Annotated in this window: 17 protein-coding genes; 13 read left to right on the top strand and 4 right to left on the bottom strand. The window is 63.0% G+C overall.

Going from position 1 to position 17,112, the window contains the following annotated elements; genetic code table 11:
* Positions 1 to 48: 48 nt before the first annotated feature.
* Positions 49 to 996, bottom strand: coding sequence for a LysR family transcriptional regulator (locus IFT98_RS10320; RefSeq protein ID WP_122714375.1), 948 nt, complete (start codon positions 994 to 996; stop codon positions 49 to 51).
* Positions 997 to 1,173: 177 nt separating this feature from the next.
* Between IFT98_RS10320 and IFT98_RS10315 the strand changes: the two genes are divergently transcribed.
* From IFT98_RS10315 to IFT98_RS10300, 4 genes are read left to right on the top strand one after another with little or no spacing between them, the layout of a single operon-like run.
* On the top strand, positions 1,174 to 2,676 hold the full coding sequence (locus IFT98_RS10315) for an efflux transporter outer membrane subunit (protein ID WP_192048460.1): 1,503 nt from the start codon (positions 1,174 to 1,176) through the stop codon (positions 2,674 to 2,676).
* Positions 2,673 to 4,838 carry an FUSC family protein gene (locus IFT98_RS10310; protein WP_192048458.1) on the top strand — a complete coding sequence of 722 codons (2,166 nt, stop codon included), beginning with the start codon at positions 2,673 to 2,675 and terminating at the stop codon, positions 4,836 to 4,838. The genes IFT98_RS10315 and IFT98_RS10310 overlap by 4 nt, the downstream gene beginning before the upstream one ends.
* Positions 4,828 to 5,028: a DUF1656 domain-containing protein gene (locus IFT98_RS10305; protein WP_192048456.1), complete on the top strand. Its 201-nt coding sequence runs from the start codon at positions 4,828 to 4,830 to the stop codon at positions 5,026 to 5,028. Before IFT98_RS10310 ends, IFT98_RS10305 begins: the two co-directional genes overlap by 11 nt.
* Positions 5,029 to 5,039: 11 nt before the next feature.
* Positions 5,040 to 5,900, top strand: coding sequence for an efflux RND transporter periplasmic adaptor subunit (locus IFT98_RS10300; protein ID WP_192048454.1), 861 nt, complete (start codon positions 5,040 to 5,042; stop codon positions 5,898 to 5,900).
* Between the two features lie 12 nt (positions 5,901 to 5,912).
* Here IFT98_RS10300 and IFT98_RS10295 read toward each other — a convergent pair whose 3' ends face one another.
* Both IFT98_RS10295 and yaaA read right to left on the bottom strand, forming a co-directional pair.
* On the bottom strand, positions 5,913 to 6,377 hold the full coding sequence (locus IFT98_RS10295) for a multidrug transporter (protein ID WP_192048452.1): 465 nt from the start codon (positions 6,375 to 6,377) through the stop codon (positions 5,913 to 5,915).
* Between the two features lie 78 nt (positions 6,378 to 6,455).
* Positions 6,456 to 7,235, bottom strand: coding sequence for a peroxide stress protein YaaA (gene yaaA, locus IFT98_RS10290; protein ID WP_192048450.1), 780 nt, complete (start codon positions 7,233 to 7,235; stop codon positions 6,456 to 6,458).
* Positions 7,236 to 7,515: 280 nt separating this feature from the next.
* On the opposite strand from yaaA, the gene IFT98_RS10285 reads away from it, so the two are divergent.
* The 6 genes from IFT98_RS10285 to IFT98_RS10260 all read left to right on the top strand — a co-directional run bounded on the left by IFT98_RS10285 (position 7,516) and on the right by IFT98_RS10260 (position 13,041).
* The gene (locus IFT98_RS10285) at positions 7,516 to 8,259 is read left to right on the top strand and encodes a sulfite exporter TauE/SafE family protein (RefSeq protein WP_192048448.1); all 744 of its coding nucleotides are present in this window, start codon (positions 7,516 to 7,518) and stop codon (positions 8,257 to 8,259) included.
* Positions 8,260 to 8,312: 53 nt separating this feature from the next.
* Positions 8,313 to 8,870: a sugar ABC transporter ATPase gene (locus tag IFT98_RS10280; protein ID WP_192048446.1), complete on the top strand. Its 558-nt coding sequence runs from the start codon at positions 8,313 to 8,315 to the stop codon at positions 8,868 to 8,870.
* 83 nt (positions 8,871 to 8,953) lie between these two features.
* Positions 8,954 to 10,423, top strand: coding sequence for an IMP dehydrogenase (guaB, locus tag IFT98_RS10275; RefSeq protein WP_122475125.1), 1,470 nt, complete (start codon positions 8,954 to 8,956; stop codon positions 10,421 to 10,423).
* A gap of 116 nt (positions 10,424 to 10,539) precedes the next feature.
* On the top strand, positions 10,540 to 12,117 hold the full coding sequence (guaA, locus tag IFT98_RS10270) for a glutamine-hydrolyzing GMP synthase (protein WP_122795286.1): 1,578 nt from the start codon (positions 10,540 to 10,542) through the stop codon (positions 12,115 to 12,117).
* A gap of 253 nt (positions 12,118 to 12,370) precedes the next feature.
* Positions 12,371 to 12,625: a FitA-like ribbon-helix-helix domain-containing protein gene (locus tag IFT98_RS10265; RefSeq protein ID WP_192048444.1), complete on the top strand. Its 255-nt coding sequence runs from the start codon at positions 12,371 to 12,373 to the stop codon at positions 12,623 to 12,625.
* The gene (locus tag IFT98_RS10260; protein ID WP_192048442.1) at positions 12,622 to 13,041 is read left to right on the top strand and encodes a type II toxin-antitoxin system VapC family toxin; all 420 of its coding nucleotides are present in this window, start codon (positions 12,622 to 12,624) and stop codon (positions 13,039 to 13,041) included. The genes IFT98_RS10265 and IFT98_RS10260 overlap by 4 nt, the downstream gene beginning before the upstream one ends.
* Before the next feature lie 70 nt (positions 13,042 to 13,111).
* Here the strand turns inward: IFT98_RS10260 and IFT98_RS10255 are convergent, their stop codons facing one another.
* Positions 13,112 to 13,483 (bottom strand): PH domain-containing protein, encoded by a 372-nt coding sequence (locus IFT98_RS10255; RefSeq protein ID WP_122475122.1) that lies wholly within the window; start codon positions 13,481 to 13,483, stop codon positions 13,112 to 13,114.
* Between the two features lie 186 nt (positions 13,484 to 13,669).
* Between IFT98_RS10255 and IFT98_RS10250 the strand changes: the two genes are divergently transcribed.
* From IFT98_RS10250 to IFT98_RS10240, 3 genes are all read left to right on the top strand, one after another.
* Positions 13,670 to 13,969: a type II toxin-antitoxin system RelB/DinJ family antitoxin gene (locus IFT98_RS10250; protein ID WP_192048440.1), complete on the top strand. Its 300-nt coding sequence runs from the start codon at positions 13,670 to 13,672 to the stop codon at positions 13,967 to 13,969.
* Positions 13,956 to 14,237, top strand: a complete 282-nt coding sequence (locus IFT98_RS10245; RefSeq protein WP_192048438.1) for a type II toxin-antitoxin system mRNA interferase toxin, RelE/StbE family — start codon at positions 13,956 to 13,958, stop codon at positions 14,235 to 14,237. The genes IFT98_RS10250 and IFT98_RS10245 overlap by 14 nt, the downstream gene beginning before the upstream one ends.
* A gap of 166 nt (positions 14,238 to 14,403) precedes the next feature.
* Positions 14,404 to 16,998, top strand: coding sequence for a membrane-targeted effector domain-containing toxin (locus tag IFT98_RS10240; RefSeq protein ID WP_342214153.1), 2,595 nt, complete (start codon positions 14,404 to 14,406; stop codon positions 16,996 to 16,998).
* The last annotated feature ends 114 nt before the right edge of the window (positions 16,999 to 17,112 follow it).

Below are 17,112 nucleotides of genomic sequence, written 5' to 3'. Positions count from 1 at the left end.
GGAATGAGAGCACGCTAACATTCCCGCTCGAGCAGAAACAATCCCGCCTCAGTTGGCGATCTGCAGGTCGAAGGTCTGCAGGTCGGCGTCGTGCGCCGCCAGAATGTCGGGCAACGAACCGCGCAGGTATTCCACCCAGGTCTTGATCTTCGCATCCAGGTACTGGCGAGAAGGATAGATGGCGTACAGGTTCAGCTCCTGCAGGCGGTACTCGGGCAGCATGCGCACCAGGGTGCCGTTGCGCAGGCCGTCGATGGCCGCGTAGATGGGCAGCACGCCCACGCCCATGCCACTGCTGATGGCGGTCTTCATGGCGTCGGCCGAATTGACCTGGAACGGCGCGTTGCTGATGTTGACCATCTCCTGGCCGTCGGGGCCCTGGAACAGCCATTTTTCCAGTTGCACCACCGGGCTGACCAGGCGCAGGCAGGCATGGTCGCGCAGATCGCCGGGCGTGCGCGCCGAGCCGTGCGCCTTCACGTAGTCCGGGGAGGCGCAGACGATGCTGTAGGTGATGCCCAGGCGTTGCGACACGAAGCCCGAATCGGGCAGCTCGCTGGCCAGGACAATGGACACGTCATAGCCTTCGTCGAGCAGGTCCGGCACCCGGTTGGCCAGCGTCAGATCGAAGGTCACGTCCGGATGGGTGCGCCGGTAGCGCGCGATGGCGTCGATCACGAAGTGCTGGCCGATGCCGGTCATGGTGTGCACCTTCAACTGCCCCGAAGGCCGCGCGTGGGCGTCGCTGGCCTCGGCCTCGGCTTCCGCCACATAGGTGAGGATCTGCTCGCAGCGCACCAGGTAACGTTTGCCGGCCTCGGTCAGGGCGATGCGTCGAGTGGTGCGGTTGAGCAGCCGCGTCTGCAGGTGGGCTTCAAGGTTGGACACCGCGCGCGAGACGTTGGCGGTGGTGGTGTCAAGTTGTGCGGCGGCGGCAGTGAAACTGCCGGCTTCGGCCACACAGGTGAACGCACGCATGTTTTGCAAGGTGTCCATGATTCGGTCTCTGGTTCGACGGACAAATTGTCGCATGAAGCAACAATTATACAGAAGGATTATCACCGGTTCGGTAACAAAGAATCGCAGGAACATCAGCTTATCGGCGCCACGCAGCGGCTCTAGAATGCCGGCCCAGACCCCTCCGCAGTTCTACCCCTCCCGGAAATCGCCGCAGTGCCGCGCCGCCTCATCGACGAGTTGAAAACCCTCAGTGTCTGGACGTTGACCCTGGCCTTGACCGGCTGCATCGGCACTGCCGGCATCGCCCCTCGGGACCAAGCGTTGTCGGCCGATGCGCTGGCCACCGACGCCGCCATTCAAACCGCCGTCCAGGACGCGCAATGGCCGCAGACCCAGTGGTGGCACGCATATGGCGACAAGCAGCTCGATGCCTGGGTGAGCCTGGCCTTGCTGGGCAGCCCGAGCATGGCCACGGCGGCCGCCCGGGTGCGCCAGGCCAAGGCCATGGCAGGGCTGGCAGAGTCCGCCGAATCCGTGCACATCGATGCCAGCGCTCGTTTGCATCGCCACGACTGGCCTGCCGACCCGTTCTATGGTCCCGGCGACCTGTCCGGGCAGACCACTTGGGACAACGATGCCGGGCTGGGTTTCACCTATGCGCTGGACTTGTGGGGCCGCGAGCGCAATGCCAGCGAGCGCGCCGTCGACCTGGCGCACATGAGTGTCGCTCAGGCGCGGCAGGCCCAGCTGGAGCTTGCGAGCAACGTGGTGCAGGCGTACATCCAGCTCTCGCTGCACTATGCCCAGCGTGACATCGTGCACAGCACACTGACCCAGCAAGAGCAGATCCTGGCGCTGGCGCAGCGGCGTCTGCGCGGCGGCATCGGCACCCATCTGGAAGTCAGCCAGGCCGAGACCCTGCTGCCGGAAACCCATCGGCAAATCGACGCCCTGGATGAGCAGATTGCTCTGGCCCAGAACCAACTGGCCGCACTGGCGGGCAAAGGGCCGGGGCAGGGCAGCCAACTCATGCGTCCAGGCCTGTCTCTGCAAGCGCCGCTTGGGTTGCCCTCGGTGCTGCCCGCGCAGTTGCTGGGGCAGCGCCCGGATGTGGTCGCCAGCCGCTGGGCCGTGGCGGCGAACGCACGGGGTATCGACGTGGCCCATGCCGGCTTCTATCCCAATGTCGATCTGGTCGGCAGCCTGAGCTACCTGGCCACTGGCGGCGGCATGCTGGAGTTCCTCGCCGGCCGCAAGCTGAGCTACAACGCCGGCCCCGCATTGAGCCTGCCGATCTTCGATGGCGGTCGGCTGCGTGCCCAGTTGGCCGATGCATCGGCCGGCTACGACCTGGCGGTGACACACTACAACCAGACGCTGGTGGAGGCGCTCAAGCAGATCTCCGACCAGCTGATTCGCCGCGCCTCCATGGACAAGCAACAGGCCTTCGCCGAGCAATCGGTGGCTTCGGCGCGCAAGAGCTACGACATTGCCCTGATCGCCTACCAGCGCGGTCTGACCGGCTACCTGGAAGTGCTCAATGCACAGACCCTGCTGTTGCGCCAGCAGCAGATCGAGCAACAGGTGCAGGCTGCGCGCCTGGCGGTGCATGCGCAGTTGGTCACGGCCCTGGGCGGCGGCCTGGGGGCGGGTGCCGATGCCCCGGCTGCCGAACGTCTGCAAGTGCCCAAGCCACTGGCGGTAATCGATCGATGACGGCTTGGCTGGGCAGCCTGCAATGGCGCCGCGGTTTTTTCGAGTGGGCGCGCAGCGACGGCGTCACCTGGATCTATATCTTCAAGGTGCTGCTGGCCGCCTTCACCACGCTGTGGCTGGCGATGCGCCTGGAGCTGCCGCAACCGCGTACGGCGATGATCACCGTGTTCATCGTCATGCAGTTGCAGAGCGGCCATGTCTTTGCGAAGAGCTTCTATCGTCTGCTCGGCACCCTCGTCGGGTCGGTCGTGACGGTGGTGTTGATCGCCCTGTTCGCGCAGAACACCGAACTGTTTCTGCCCGGCCTGGCGCTGTGGGTCGGCATCTGCTCGACCGGCGCCATGCGCTGCCGCAACTTCCGCGCCTACGGCTTCGTCTTGGCCGGTTATACAGCAGCCATGGTCGGCCTGCCGGCCCTGGCCCATCCGGACGGCGCCTTCATGGCGGCGGTCTGGCGCGTGCTGGAAATTGCCCTGGGCATTCTCGTGGCGACGGCGGTCAGCGCGGCGATCTTTCCGCAGTCGTCCAGCGCCTCGATGCGCAATGCCTTGTATCAGCGCTTTGGTGTCTTCGCTCGTTTCGTCACCGACGGTCTGCGAGGCGACAGCACAGCGGAGCAGTTCGAAGCCGACAACGTACGCTTCATCGCCGAGGCCGTGGGCCTGGAAAGCCTGCGCAGTGTGACCGCCTTCGAAGACCCGCACATGCGCCGGCGCAATGGTCGGGTCAGCCGGCTGAACAGCGAATTCATGACGGTGACCACCCGCTTCAATGCGCTGCATCAGTTGCTCGAGCGTATCCGCGCGCGCGGTCATCGCGGCGTGGCAATGGCCATCGAACCGGCTTTGCAGGCATTGACGCACGTGCTGGACGATTTCGCCGGGCAGCCCTTGACCGATGCCGATGCCGCGCGCCTGGCCCGGCGCATGGCGCGGTACAAGGACGCGCTGCCGGCACAGGTGCGCAGCCTGCGTGAGGTGTTCGAACACAGCGGCCCGGACGATGACGACCTGCTGGATTTGCACACCGCATTCGAGTTGCTCTATCGCTTCGTCGAAGAACTGCACGACTATGCCCAGACCCATGCCTCGCTGGCCGAGCATCGGCATGCCCGCGAGCGCTGGGACGAGCCGTACCGTGCACAGACCAATTGGCTGGCCAGTGGCGCCGCCGGTATTCGCGGTGCGCTGGTGTTGCTGCTTCTAGGCGGCTATTGGATAGCGACGGCCTGGCCCAGTGGCGCGACCATGACCCTGGTGGCGGCAGCCACCGTGGGCCTGTCGGCGGCGTCGCCGAACCCGCGGCGGATGTCGTTCCAGATGGCCTGCGGCACATTGCTGGGGGCGCTGGTGGGCTTCTACACGACCTTTTTCGTGCTGCCGTGGATCGACGGCTTCGCGCTGCTGTGCCTGACCCTCGCGCCGGTGCTGACGCTGGGCGCCTTCCTTGCCTCTCGACCTCGCTTCGTTGGCTACGGACTGGGCCTGCTGATCTTCTTTTCCATGGGCTCGGTGCCCGGCAACCTCACGCAGTACGATCCGTATGCGTTCATCAACGACTACATTGGCATGGTCCTGGGGATGCTGTTCTGCGCTGCCGCCGGCGCGGTCATCCTGCCGCCCAACAGTCGCTGGATGTGGCAGCGCCTGGAGCAGGACCTGCGCGCCCTGGTGGTGTTCGCCATCAGCGGCAGACCGCGCGGGCTGGGCTCGGCATTCGAGAGTCGCACCCGCGACCTGCTGCATCAGGCCTATGGCCTGGCGGCCGGGCAGCCCCAGGTGCAGCGCAACCTGCTGCGCTGGATGTTCGTGGTGATGGAGGTGGGGCACGCCATCATCGAGCTGCGGCGCGAGCAGGAGCGCTTGCCGGTGCACCCGGCCTATGCCTCGTGGCAGCCGTGGCGCCAGTCGATCCGGGTGCTGGGGCGTGCGCTGATCCGCCTGTTCATCCAGCCCCAGCAAGCCAACCTGCAGCGCGCACAGGCAGCTGTCGAGCAGGCCATTCACCTGGTCAGGAACACCGATGAACCCTTCGCCCGACATTTCGATACCTCGGCGCTGCGCCGGGTGCAGAGCTATCTGCACTTCATTCGCAGTTCGTTGTTGGACCCGCAATCGCCGCTCGCCGAACTGGCCTTCCGAGGAACCAGGCATGCCCCGTGAAATCGCTTTCCATGGCCTGTACATGCCGACCATGACCTTATTGTTCATGGTTGCCGCCGGGTTGGCCTGGGCCTTCGACCGGCTGTTTGCCAGCCTGGATGTGTACCGATTCTTCTGGCACCCGGCGCTGTTGCGCCTGAGCCTGTTCGTCTGTCTGTTCGGCGCCATGGCGCTGACTGTCTACCGGTGAGAACCTGTGCAATGAAAAAGTTTTTCAGCCTGTTGGCGACCCTGCTGGTGCTGGCGCTGGCGATCTTCATCGGTCGCCAGTTGTGGGTGCATTACATGCAGACGCCCTGGACCCGTGACGGGCGCGTGCGTGCGGACATCATCAACGTCGCCGCCGATGTATCGGGCTACGTCACCGCGGTGACGGTGCGCGACAACCAGCGTGTGCGCAAGGGCGACGTGCTGCTGCAGATCGACCCGGCGCACTACCGCCTGGCGGTCAAGCAGGCGCAGGCGCTGGTGGCGTCGCGCAAGGCCGCCTGGGACATGCGCAAGGTCAACGCCAGCCGGCGTGCCGATCTCGATGAGCTGGTGATCTCCAGGGAAAGTCGCGAGGACGCCGGCAATGTTGCCGCCTCGGCGCTGGCCGACTATCAACAGGCCCAGGCACGCCTGGAGGCCGCGCAGCTGGACCTGGAGCGCACCCGCGTGCTTGCCACGGTAGATGGCTACGTCACCAACCTCAACGTGCATGTCGGTGACTATGCGCGGGTGGGCGAGGCGAAGCTGGCCGTGGTCGACGAGCATTCGTTCTGGGTCTACGGCTATTTCGAAGAAACCAAGTTGCCCCATGTGCATGTCGGCGACGCGGCGCAGTTGCAGATGATGAGCGGCGAGACCCTCAAGGGCCATGTGGACAGCATCTCGCGTGGTATCTATGACCGCGACAACCCACAGAGCCGCGAGCTGACGGCCGACGTCAACCCGACCTTCAACTGGGTTCGCCTGGCGCAGCGAGTGCCAGTGCGCATCCAGCTGGACGAGGTGCCCGAAGGCATGCTGCTGGCCGCCGGCACGACCTGCACGGTCATCGTCACACCCGCCGTTCCGTAAGCGGCGTCCTGATTATTTAGAGAAGCTGCCCTGCAGGCGTTCGGCACGAAATTCCAGGGTCTGCGGGCGATAGCCGGGGCGCAGTGGCGGCAGCGGCAGACAGTCCTGCCAGTCGGCGCCGGCCTGCAGTTCACCGGGGCCGCGGTAGCGGGGCGCGGTGTAGAGGTTTTCCGCCAGGTTGGCGGTCTGGCCGGGCGCATAAGCCGCGACCTGCCATTGCAGCTCCTGCATCGGTACGTTGTTGCCGTTGTTCAGGTTCAAGCGCAGCGGGCGGTCGCCCGGACAGCCCTGCGGATCGTAGGTGATGCGCATTTCCAGCCGCGCCAGGCGATGGGCTTCGCGCGTGTCGCTCATGATGACCCACAGCGCGAGCAATGCCAGGGCGAACACGGCGGCGCCGGAGATCGGCAGGGCCTTGGAGGGATAGCGGACCAGCAGGATGATCCAGGAAATGATCAGAAAGATGCCGATTAACATGACTGCCAGCCTTGGTGAAGAAGTGGGGCGTATCGTACAGAACGTTCGCGTGTCTGTGAAAACCACGCCCGCACAGGCTCAGTCGTCAGGCTGATCGCGCAGGAACACCAGATGGTCTGGCCGTGACTGGTCGGCGCTGTAGCGATAGCCCTGGCGGTCGAAGCCCTTGAGCTGCAGGGGGTCGTGGATTTTTTCGTCGATCACGAAACGCGCCATCATGCCGCGGGCTTTCTTGGCATAGAAACTGATGATCTTGTACTGGCCATTCTTCAGGTCCTTGAAGTCGGCAGTGATCAGGCGCGCCTGCAGAGTCTTGCGCTTGACCGCCGAGAAGTATTCGTTCGAGGCCAGGTTGAACAGCACGTCGTCGCCTTGCTCGGCGAGGGCCTGGTTGAGCCATTGGCTGATGCGCTCGCCCCAGAACGCGTAGAGGTCCTTGCCGCGGGCATTGACCAACTTGGTGCCCATCTCCAGTCGGTACGGTTGCATCAGGTCCAGTGGCCGCAGCAGGCCGTAAAGGCCCGACAGCATGCGCAAGTGTTTCTGCGCGTAGTCGAAACCCGCTTTGTCCAAGGTGGTCGCGTCCAGCCCGGTGTAGACGTCGCCCTTGAAGGCGAGCAACGCCTGCTTGGCGTTTTCGGGGGTGAAGTCGGGTGTCCAGCTGCCGAAGCGTGCAGCGTTGAGGCCGGCCAGCTTGTCGGAGAGATGCATGAGCTCGGCGATCTGCGCAGGGCTGAGCTCGCGCAGTTGTTCGATCAGCACCTGGGAATGGTCGAGAAATTCAGGCTGGGTGTGGCGCTGGATGACCGGAGGGGTATCGAAATCGAGGGTCTTGGCGGGGGATATCACCATCAGCATGCAGAGGTTCTCCTGTGAGCGTGGGTAAATTCTGGAGCAGTGCCGGGGGCTCGTCCACCATTAAGCGTGGGGGCATCCAGATGGACCGCAGCGACCCCGGACGCGGCTCGCGCCGCTGCTACAGGGGATCGCTTGTGCCGTTGGTACGGCGTTCCTCTGTAGCAGCGGCGCAAGCCGCGTCCAGCCACACCGCGAACCCTCTGGCACACCACCTACCCCCAACCGTATTGACGCCATCAATCCAACTCCCCCACAGTGCCCGGAAAAAGGAAATCCGCGCATGGACTACGCACTCATCGACTGGAGCATCATGCTTCTGGCAATCGCCGCCGCCTACATCGTCTTCGGCATTGCCGGCTTCGGCACGGCGCTGGTTGCAGGCCCGGTACTCATACATTTCATGCCACTGTCCACGCTCATCCCGCTGCTCGTGGTACTCGATTTCATCGCCGCCTTCGGCAATCTGCTTCCCGCCCGGCAGTCGGTGGTAGGGGCGGAGCTCAAACGCCTGCTGCCTTTCATGGCCCTGGGCTGCACCCTGGGCGTGGTCTTTCTGCTCAACCTCAAATCCGACCTGCTGTTGCTGCTGATGGGCCTGTTCATCACCAGCTACGCCCTGTACATGCTGCTGACCACGGCGCGGCCTGCGCGGTTGTCGCCTTGGTGGGCCGCACCGATGGGCACCATAGGCGGGCTGTTCGGGGCCTTGTTCGGCAGCGGCGGGTTTCTCTATGCGATCTACCTGGGCGCGCGACTGGACGACAAACAACAAGTGCGCGCCACGCAAAGCGCGCTGATCAGTTGCAGCACCATCGTGCGCCTGACGTTGTTCATCATTGCGGGGGTCTACGCCAACACCCAGCTGCTGCTGACCGCTGTCTGCCTGCTTCCGGCCATGGCGACTGGCCTGTGGATCGGGCGTCGACTGACCTTGCGCATGTCCCGCGAGGCTTTCGTGCGGTTGGTGACCTGGCTGGTGCTGGCCAGCGGTCTGGCGCTGCTGTTCCGCTATTTCAACCCTTGACCTGCGCGGGCAGGGGATTATCCTGCCGCTTTTGCGCAGCGTCGGGCCCTTGCATGAATACTCAGAACATTCTCGTTCCGCGCCTCTCCACCTTGCCGGTGCACGAGCCGCGTGCGCGGGCGATCCTGCGCTGGCTGGTGCGCAAGGACATCGTCGAGGAACAACTGAGCACCTGTGGTCGCAGCGGCAACCGCATGGCCTATGCCATCGGTGCGGGCGCGCGGCAGGTCGTCGAACACCCTGAACGGCTGCCCTACGGACAAACGGTCAACGGTCTGGAAGTGGTCACCGATCGCTGCATTTTCACGCCCGTGGACGGTTTCCTGCAGGAGGCTGGCTGCCCTGAATGCCGTCAGGAAGTGGGCGAGGCGCTGTTCGACAGCCTCGAGGAATGGATGCCCGGCCTGACCGATAACTTCACCTGCCCGCTGTGCGGCCATGAAGACGACATCAATGGCTTTTTGTTCCTGCAGCCCTGCGCCTTCTCCAATCTGGGTTTCATCTTCAATAACTGGGGCCAGACCCCCTTCAAGGCGGAGTTCATCGCCGAATTCGCCGATTGGCTCGACCAGCCGATCGCGCAGGTGCTGGTAAAGTTCCAGGACAATTGACCGCCAGGCCATCTTTGCCTTTCTTGTGGGGGCATGTGTGGGTATAATGGCGCGCTTCCATTTTCCCGCTCGGGAGCCCCCGCATGCTGCGTATCAGCCAAGAAGCCCTGACCTTCGACGACATTCTTCTAGTGCCCGGTTATTCCGAAGTACTGCCCAATGAAGTCAGCCTCAAGACCCGTTTGACCCGCGGCATCGAGTTGAACATCCCGCTGATCTCCGCGGCGATGGACACCGTGACCGAAGCCCGCCTCGCCATTGCCATGGCTCAGGAAGGCGGCATCGGGATCATCCACAAGAACATGACCATCGAGCAGCAGGCTGCCGAAGTGCGCAAGGTCAAGAAGTTCGAGGCCGGCGTGGTCAAGGACCCGATCACCATCGAAGCTGATGCCACCGTTCGCGACCTGTTCGAACTGACCTCGCTGCACAACATCTCCGGCGTGCCGGTGCTGCATGACGGCAACCTGGTGGGCATCGTCACCTCGCGCGACGTGCGCTTCGAAAACCGCCTGGAAATCCCCGTTCGCGAAGTGATGACGCCCAAAGAGCGTCTGGTCACCGTCCGCGAAGGGGCCGACAAGGACCTGGTCCGCGACTTGCTGCACAAGCATCGCATCGAGAAAGTGCTGATCGTCGACGCCGAGTTCCACCTCAAGGGCATGATGACCGTCAAGGACATCGAGAAGGCCAAGGCCTACCCGCTGGCGAGCAAGGATGACCAAGGTCGTCTGCGCGTCGGCGCGGCCGTCGGTACCGGCAAGGACACCGGCGAGCGCGTCAGCGCCCTGGTCGCCGCCGGCGTCGACGTGGTCGTGGTCGATACTGCCCACGGTCACTCCAAAGGCGTGATCGACCGTGTGCGCTGGGTCAAGCAGAACTTCCCCGACGTGCAGGTCATCGGCGGCAACATCGCCACCGGCGAAGCCGCCAAGGCGCTGGCCGAAGCGGGCGCCGATGCCGTCAAGGTCGGTATCGGCCCGGGCTCCATCTGCACCACCCGTATCGTCGCCGGTGTCGGCGTGCCGCAGATCAGTGCCATCGCCAACGTCGCCGCAGCCCTTGAAGGCACTGGCGTGCCGTTGATCGCCGACGGCGGTATCCGCTTCTCCGGTGACCTGTCCAAGGCCATCGTTGCCGGTGCCTACTGCGTGATGATGGGCTCGATGTTCGCCGGTACCGAAGAAGCGCCAGGCGAGATCGAACTGTTCCAGGGTCGCTCCTACAAGGCCTACCGCGGCATGGGCTCGCTGGGCGCCATGTCCCAGGCCCAGGGCTCGTCCGACCGCTACTTCCAGGACTCCTCGGCCGGTGCCGAGAAGCTCGTGCCCGAGGGCATCGAAGGCCGCGTCGCCTACAAGGGCGGCCTGTCGGCGATCATCCATCAATTGATGGGTGGCCTGCGTTCTTCCATGGGTTACACCGGCAGCGCCGACATCCAGGAAATGCGCACCAAGCCCGAGTTCGTCCGCATCACCGGCGCCGGCATGGCTGAATCCCACGTCCACGACGTGCAGATCACCAAGGAAGCGCCCAACTACCGCGTGGGCTGACCCCGGTAGTCCGCCTGCCGCCCGGTGCACATCCGGCGGCAGACGGAAATTCAATCCAGCGGGGCTGTTCACTACAGCCCCGTGTTGTTTCCGAATACATCTGACGAGAATGAGTCATGGCCCTCGACATTCACGCCCACCGTATCCTGATCCTCGATTTCGGTTCCCAGTACACCCAACTGATCGCCCGCCGCGTGCGCGAAATCGGCGTGTACTGCGAGCTGCACCCGTTCGACATGGACGATGAAGCGATTCGCCAATTCGCCCCGCGCGGCGTCATCCTCGCCGGCGGGCCCGAGTCGGTCCACGAAGCCAACAGCCCGCGCTGCCCGCAGGCGGTATTCGACCTGGGCGTGCCGGTCTTCGGCATCTGCTACGGCATGCAGACCATGGCCGAGCAGTTGGGTGGCAAGGTTGCCGGCTCCGATATGCGCGAGTTCGGCTACGCGCGCGTCGACGTGGTCGGCAAGAGCCGCATCCTCGAAGGCATCGAAGACCACATCGACGCCGATGGTGTGTTCGGCCTGGACGTGTGGATGAGCCACGGCGACAAGGTCACCGAGATTCCGCAAGGCTTCAACGTGCTGGCCAGCACCCCGAGCTGCCCGATCGCCGGCATGTTCGACGACAACCGTCACTACTACGGCGTGCAGTTCCACCCGGAAGTGACCCACACCAAGCAGGGCGAGCGCATCCTCTCGCGCTTCATCATCGACATCTGCGGCTGCGAAGCGCTGTGGACCCCGTCGAAGATCGCCGAAGACGCCATCGCCCAGGTCCGCGCCCAGGTCGGTACCGACAACGTGCTGCTGGGCTTGTCTGGCGGCGTCGACTCCTCGGTGGTCGCGGCCCTGCTGCACAAGGCCATCGGTGATCAGCTGACCTGCGTGTTCGTCGACAACGGCTTGTTGCGCCTGCACGAAGGCGAGCAGGTCATGGCCATGTTCGCCGAGAACATGGGCGTCAAGGTGATCCGCGCCAACGCCGAAGACCAGTTCCTCGGCAACCTGGCCGGCGAAGCCGACCCGGAGAAGAAGCGCAAGATCATCGGCCGCACCTTCATCGACGTGTTCGACGCCGAGTCGTGCAAGCTGGACAACATCAAGTACCTGGCCCAAGGCACCATCTACCCCGACGTGATCGAGTCGGCCGGTGCCAAGAGCGGCAAGGCCCACGTGATCAAGTCGCACCACAACGTCGGCGGCCTGCCCGAGGAGATGAACCTCAAGCTGGTCGAGCCACTGCGTGAGCTGTTCAAGGACGAGGTCCGCCGTCTGGGCCTGGAACTGGGCCTGCCGTACGACATGGTCTACCGCCATCCATTCCCCGGCCCAGGCCTGGGCGTGCGCATTCTGGGTGAAGTGAAGAAGGAATACGCCGACCTGCTGCGTCGCGCCGACCACATCTTCATCGAAGAACTGCGCAAGGCCGACTGGTACCACAAGGTCAGCCAGGCGTTCGTGGTGTTCCAGCCGGTCAAATCGGTCGGCGTCGTCGGCGACGGCCGTCGCTACGCCTGGGTCGTCGCCCTGCGCGCCGTGGAAACCATCGACTTCATGACCGCTCGTTGGGCGCACCTGCCTTACGAACTGCTGGAAACGGTGAGCGGCCGCATCATCAACGAGATCGAAGGGATTTCGCGGGTGACCTACGACGTGTCGAGCAAGCCGCCGGCGACGATCGAGTGGGAGTGATGGGGTGGCCGGCATTGACTGGCACCCACTAGCACGACATACCCTGAAGCCCGCGTAACTGCGGGCTTTTGGGTTTTTAGGTTCAGAGTTTTTCAGCTCTTTCTATGCTGCAGCTGAGAGTGGTCTGTTCGGGAGATACCACCGCAGGCGTCGATTCCAGCGGGATCATCAGACGAACGAAATGCCATCAGTTGTCCCATTGCTTGCAGATTGCTAAAGTGCAAGCAATCGCAGCAGCTAAGGGGTATGAAAGATGCCATCCGTTACCGTTCGAAATGTTTCTGAAGAGGTGCACCGTGCTATCCGTGTGCGGGCTGCTCAACATGGCCGCAGCATCGAAGCCGAGATGCGCGACATTCTCGAGTCTGCGGTGAGGCCGGAAGGTCGGGTCAAGCTGGGCTCGCTGCTGGCCCAGACCGGCCGCAAGGTCAAGCTGACGGATGAGGAGTTCGCTGCCTTCGAAAGCGCGCGCGATAAAGCCCCCGCCCGCGCAGTGAGCTTTGAATGATCCTGCTCGATACCAATGTGATTTCCGAGCCTCTGCGCCATTCGCCTGAGGCGTGCGTCATTCAATGGATCGACGAGCAGGCATTGGAAACGCTCTATCTTTCGGCCATGACTGTAGCCGAGCTACGTGCCGGCGTAGCGTTGATGCCGGTTGGCCGGCGCCGTTCGACGCTGCACGAAAGTCTGGAAAAGCAGGTGCTGCCCATGTTCGTCGGGCGCGTTTTGCCTTTTGATCTGGCCTGCACGCAGGCTTACGCCGAGGTGCTAGCCAAGGCGCGCAAGGCCGGTAGTGGGATCGAGGCTGCCGATGCGTGCATCGCTGCGGTCGCCCTCGCCAATGGATTCATCGTTGCCACTCGCGATATTCACCCGTTCCTGGCTGCAGGTCTGACGGTCATCAATCCTTGGGAGCTATAGAGCAAGCCTTGCACCGATGCCAGGAAATGACAGGAAAAACGTAGGGCGCCGTGGCCGATGACCAACCAGCTCACTTCAATACATGCCCCGCAATCAGCCGCGAAATCTCCACCATCGACGTCTTTCCCGAGAACTCGAATCGCACCTTCCCCAGCGCTGAAAAATACACCTCCAGCTCCGAATCCAGATCGAACGTGCCCGATGTTTCGATCGAGTACGCCACGATGTTCTTGTAGGGCAGGGAGGTGAAGTCCTTCTTGCTGCCGGTCAGGCCCTGCACGTTCACCGCAATGATCCGTTTGTTGGTGAACACCACGCCGTCGCGCATCGACTTGTAGGCGTCGACCACCTGCTCGTCATCCAGCAGCAGGGCGGTGACGCGTTCGGCGTATTCGGCGTTTTGCTTGAGTTTGAAGAAGCCTTTGTTGTTGAAGTCGATCATGGAGTGAGAGCTCGGCGGAAATAGAGGTTTGGGAGTATCTACCCGGATGTACGGAAGAGCAGGAATGAGATTATGCGTCGTGGCGGGAGGTGTCTGTTGGCCTCCTGTCACCGGGTATGACAAAGGATGTTTGTCGTATCTCAATTGAGCTACAGTATGGATTGTTTTTTCGCTTGGGAGATCTCGATGACCGCTCGAACATCCATGCTGCATATTCGCGTCGACGAGCAATTGAAAGCCGACGCCTCAGACACCTTGGCCAGTGTCGGCTTGTCACTTTCCGAAGCGGTACGGATTTTCCTCACGCGGGTAACCAAGGAAGGCGGCCTGCCTGCAGGATTGGCCAGCAACCCCGATGCTCATGACGACTGGTTCAGAGCAAAGGTACACGAAGCCCTGAGCGATCAGGCCGCTGGCACCTCTCATCAGCAAGTGATGGACGAAGCCCAGGCGTTGATAGACAGCAAGCGCCGTGCTCGAAATTGAATGGTCCCAGGCAGCTCGCGCCGATCTGCTCGCTATCGTCGACTATATTTCAGACGACAATCCTGACGCCGCCCAACGGCTGAAGGACGACGTCGAGCATCGAACGGCTCAACTTCGCGAATTTCCAATGGCCTACCGGCCCGGCCGGGTCGAAGGTACTCGTGAGTTGGTAGCTCGCGATAATTACATCGTCGTGTATACGCACGACCTGTTTGCCGTTCGCGTTCTTCGAGTGCTGCACGCCGCGCAGCATTGGCCAAGAAACTGATCTGGTAGTAGTCACTTCAGCACAAAGGTACGCAGTTCGGGTGAATTGGGTCGAAACTGTGAATTGGCTGTGTGGCTCAGCCTAGCGTTCATATCCTACATACATAACCTTAAGCCACCTGACGCGTGCCCATACTTTCCAGCCCCTCACATGGCTGGACCTGCACATGCTCACAAGTGAAACCGACGATACCACGAGCCAATCCCTCGCGACCCTTGCGCACCAAGTGACTCATGCTTTCCCCGACCTCCACCAAATGGCCGTCGCCACTGCCACCCAGATGCTCGCCTCCATGGGCATCGACACCCATCCCGACACCTTCTACTGGCATCGCTTCGGCAATGCCCAGTCCAGCCCCCGTTCGTTCAGCGGCTACGCGCACATGGGCCCGCCAAGCGAGTCGATGACGTTTACCGAGTTGGTAATGCGACGGTTTCGCGCGAGTGATCAGGACAATGCCGACTTGCTGCATGTCATGGGCGGGTTCTACACGGGGGATGCGCAGGCGCTGTGGTTCAACGAGCGCAACGAGGTGCGCCTGGAGCCGGACAAGGTGCTGAACGCGCTGTGGCACATTGATTTTGCGACGTTCTATCACCAGGCGCTTTCGCGATTCTGGGCCGACAATGGGCAAGAGGTGCAGACGTTGATCCGTATCAATTGCCTGCGTGCTGCCGTGGAGGCCTGCCACGGCGGACACCTGACACGAGCTCAGGTGCAGGCGGTGTTCGATGGCCTGGGTTGTGAATACGCCATGGCGCCGACGCTGGCCGGTCTGTCAGGTGTGCATCACGCAACCAGCGGCGTCACGGTCAGTGCGCTGCAGATTGCCGGTTACGCCTTTACCAGCGTGCTGTGCTTCAACACCCAGGCAGGCCAGCGATTGTTGTACCTGGCCGGCCGCGACATCGCGTTCGAAGTGTTTGCCGACCTGAAGGCTGCGCAGGCATGGTTGTATCAACAGGTACAAGGCGTGCAAAGTCGGGAGCGCTTGCTCGATCACGCTGCGCTGCTTGAGCCTGCCGCAGCGCTGGCGCGTACCGGTGGTTTGGTACTGTTGGCGAAAAAGCCACTGTCCAGGTTCTCGGCAAAAGTGGCGTGGCAGCCCATCACTGTCGATGCGGCGTGCTGGCTTGCGGCGCAGACCCGCGAACGGATGCTGGCCGAGGCCAACCTGCAACTGCACAGCAACAGCGAGCTGCGCAAGCAGCTGTGGATCGGCTATCTGGGCGCCGGCCTGCACCTGTTCGGCTCGGCGGCCATGACCAGTTGGCCGATCGCGTTGATCGTGGTGGTGGCCAGCGCTGGAAAATTCGCGCTGAACGTGGACCGTGCGGTGAACGCCGCAGAGGCGGTGGACCGGCGCGCTGCACTGTATGCGGCGATCTTCAGCGGCATCGAACTGCTGTTGAGCACGACGCTGCTGATCCCTCAAGGGCTGCCGGAACTCGATGACGTGCAACCGCTGCAGGCGCCTGCCCATGGGCTCGAGCACACCCCGCTGCTACCTGATACCGACGGGCTGATGTGGGTAGCGGGCAAGCCGACGATTCGTTTGCGTGGCAGTCTGTACCGAGCGCGCTATGACGCGAACCTGCGTTGCTGGCTGATCGTCGATCCGCAGCGGCCCTTTGCCTTTACTGGCAATTATCCGGTGCGCTTCAACGACCAGTTGCAATGGGAATTGGTGCCCCGCGGTTGTTTGCGCGGTGGCGGTGGCTGCATGAGTGTCTCGGGTGAGATGGAGCTGGAACCACCCCCGGTCAGTTACGTGCAGTTCGAGCGCTCGGCCAGCCGCTACGAAGTGCCGCTGGTGGCCCGCGCAGCCACGCGCGAGCTGTTGAGCGACCAGTTTCGAAAGATGCTGTCCGGCGAATACTTCGACCCCTACACACTGCTCAATCCGGTGCTCGACAGCCTCAACCAACTGCGGGTCGAGTTGATCGACGATGCCGATGCATTCATCACGCAATGGCGCTCACCTGGCCGATCGCCGTTGCATGCGCCCGACCCGGAACTGCCGCCCTGCCTGGCCGTGCGGCGGCTGCTGGATGAGTCCCGGGCGCTGGTGATTGGCGAATCTCATCAGTCTATCGCCAGCAAGCGCTTTTTGATCGAGAACATGCCGGCACTGGCCAAGGATGGCGTCGACACGCTGTACATGGAACACCTGATGACCGATCTGCATCAGGCCGACCTGAACCAGGTGGCCAGTGATGGCCGGCTGCCCAATGACTTGCAGGATTATCTGCGCGATCAGGATCTTGGCCATCGCACCGACCCGGCGCGTCAGTACAACTTCACCGCGCTGGTACAAGCCGCGCGTCGCGAGGGTATCCAGGTGCGCGCTCTGGATTGCGCAGCCAGCTATCGACTCGACGGTATGGACGACCTCTACGGCGCCAGTCAGACGCTACGCCAGCGGGTGTTCAGCTACCATGCCAGCCGAGTCATCGCTGCGCGCAGTGCATTGCCAGGCCGGGGCAAATGGATTGCCCTGGTCGGTGACACTCACGCGTCCACCTACAAGGGTGTTCCGGGCCTGGCGCAATTGCATGATGTGACAGCGTTGCGAATCGTCGATGCCGGTGCCGGCCAGCAGACCAACATCACCCTGGACCCAGGCGAGTACTACCTGCCGTCGATGGGCCACCCGCACGGAGTGGTCAAAGCCGATTGGCGCCTGGCGCTGACCGTACGCGAAGCACCCCTCACCTACCTGGATCCGTCCCTGGCCCCACCGAGCATGATCAGGCCATGACGTACAGGGCCAGACATCACGTGCCCCTGTAGCAGCGGCGCACGCCGCGTCGGCGGTGCATGCGATCTGTCTGACACCCAGCCGCACGGCAGCGCAAGTCTTAATCTTTCTCAA

This window comes from Pseudomonas sp. CFBP 8770, from assembly GCF_014841705.1.
Taxonomy (GTDB): Bacteria; Pseudomonadota; Gammaproteobacteria; order Pseudomonadales; family Pseudomonadaceae; genus Aquipseudomonas.
This window is presented reverse-complemented; position numbering and strand designations above follow the sequence as displayed.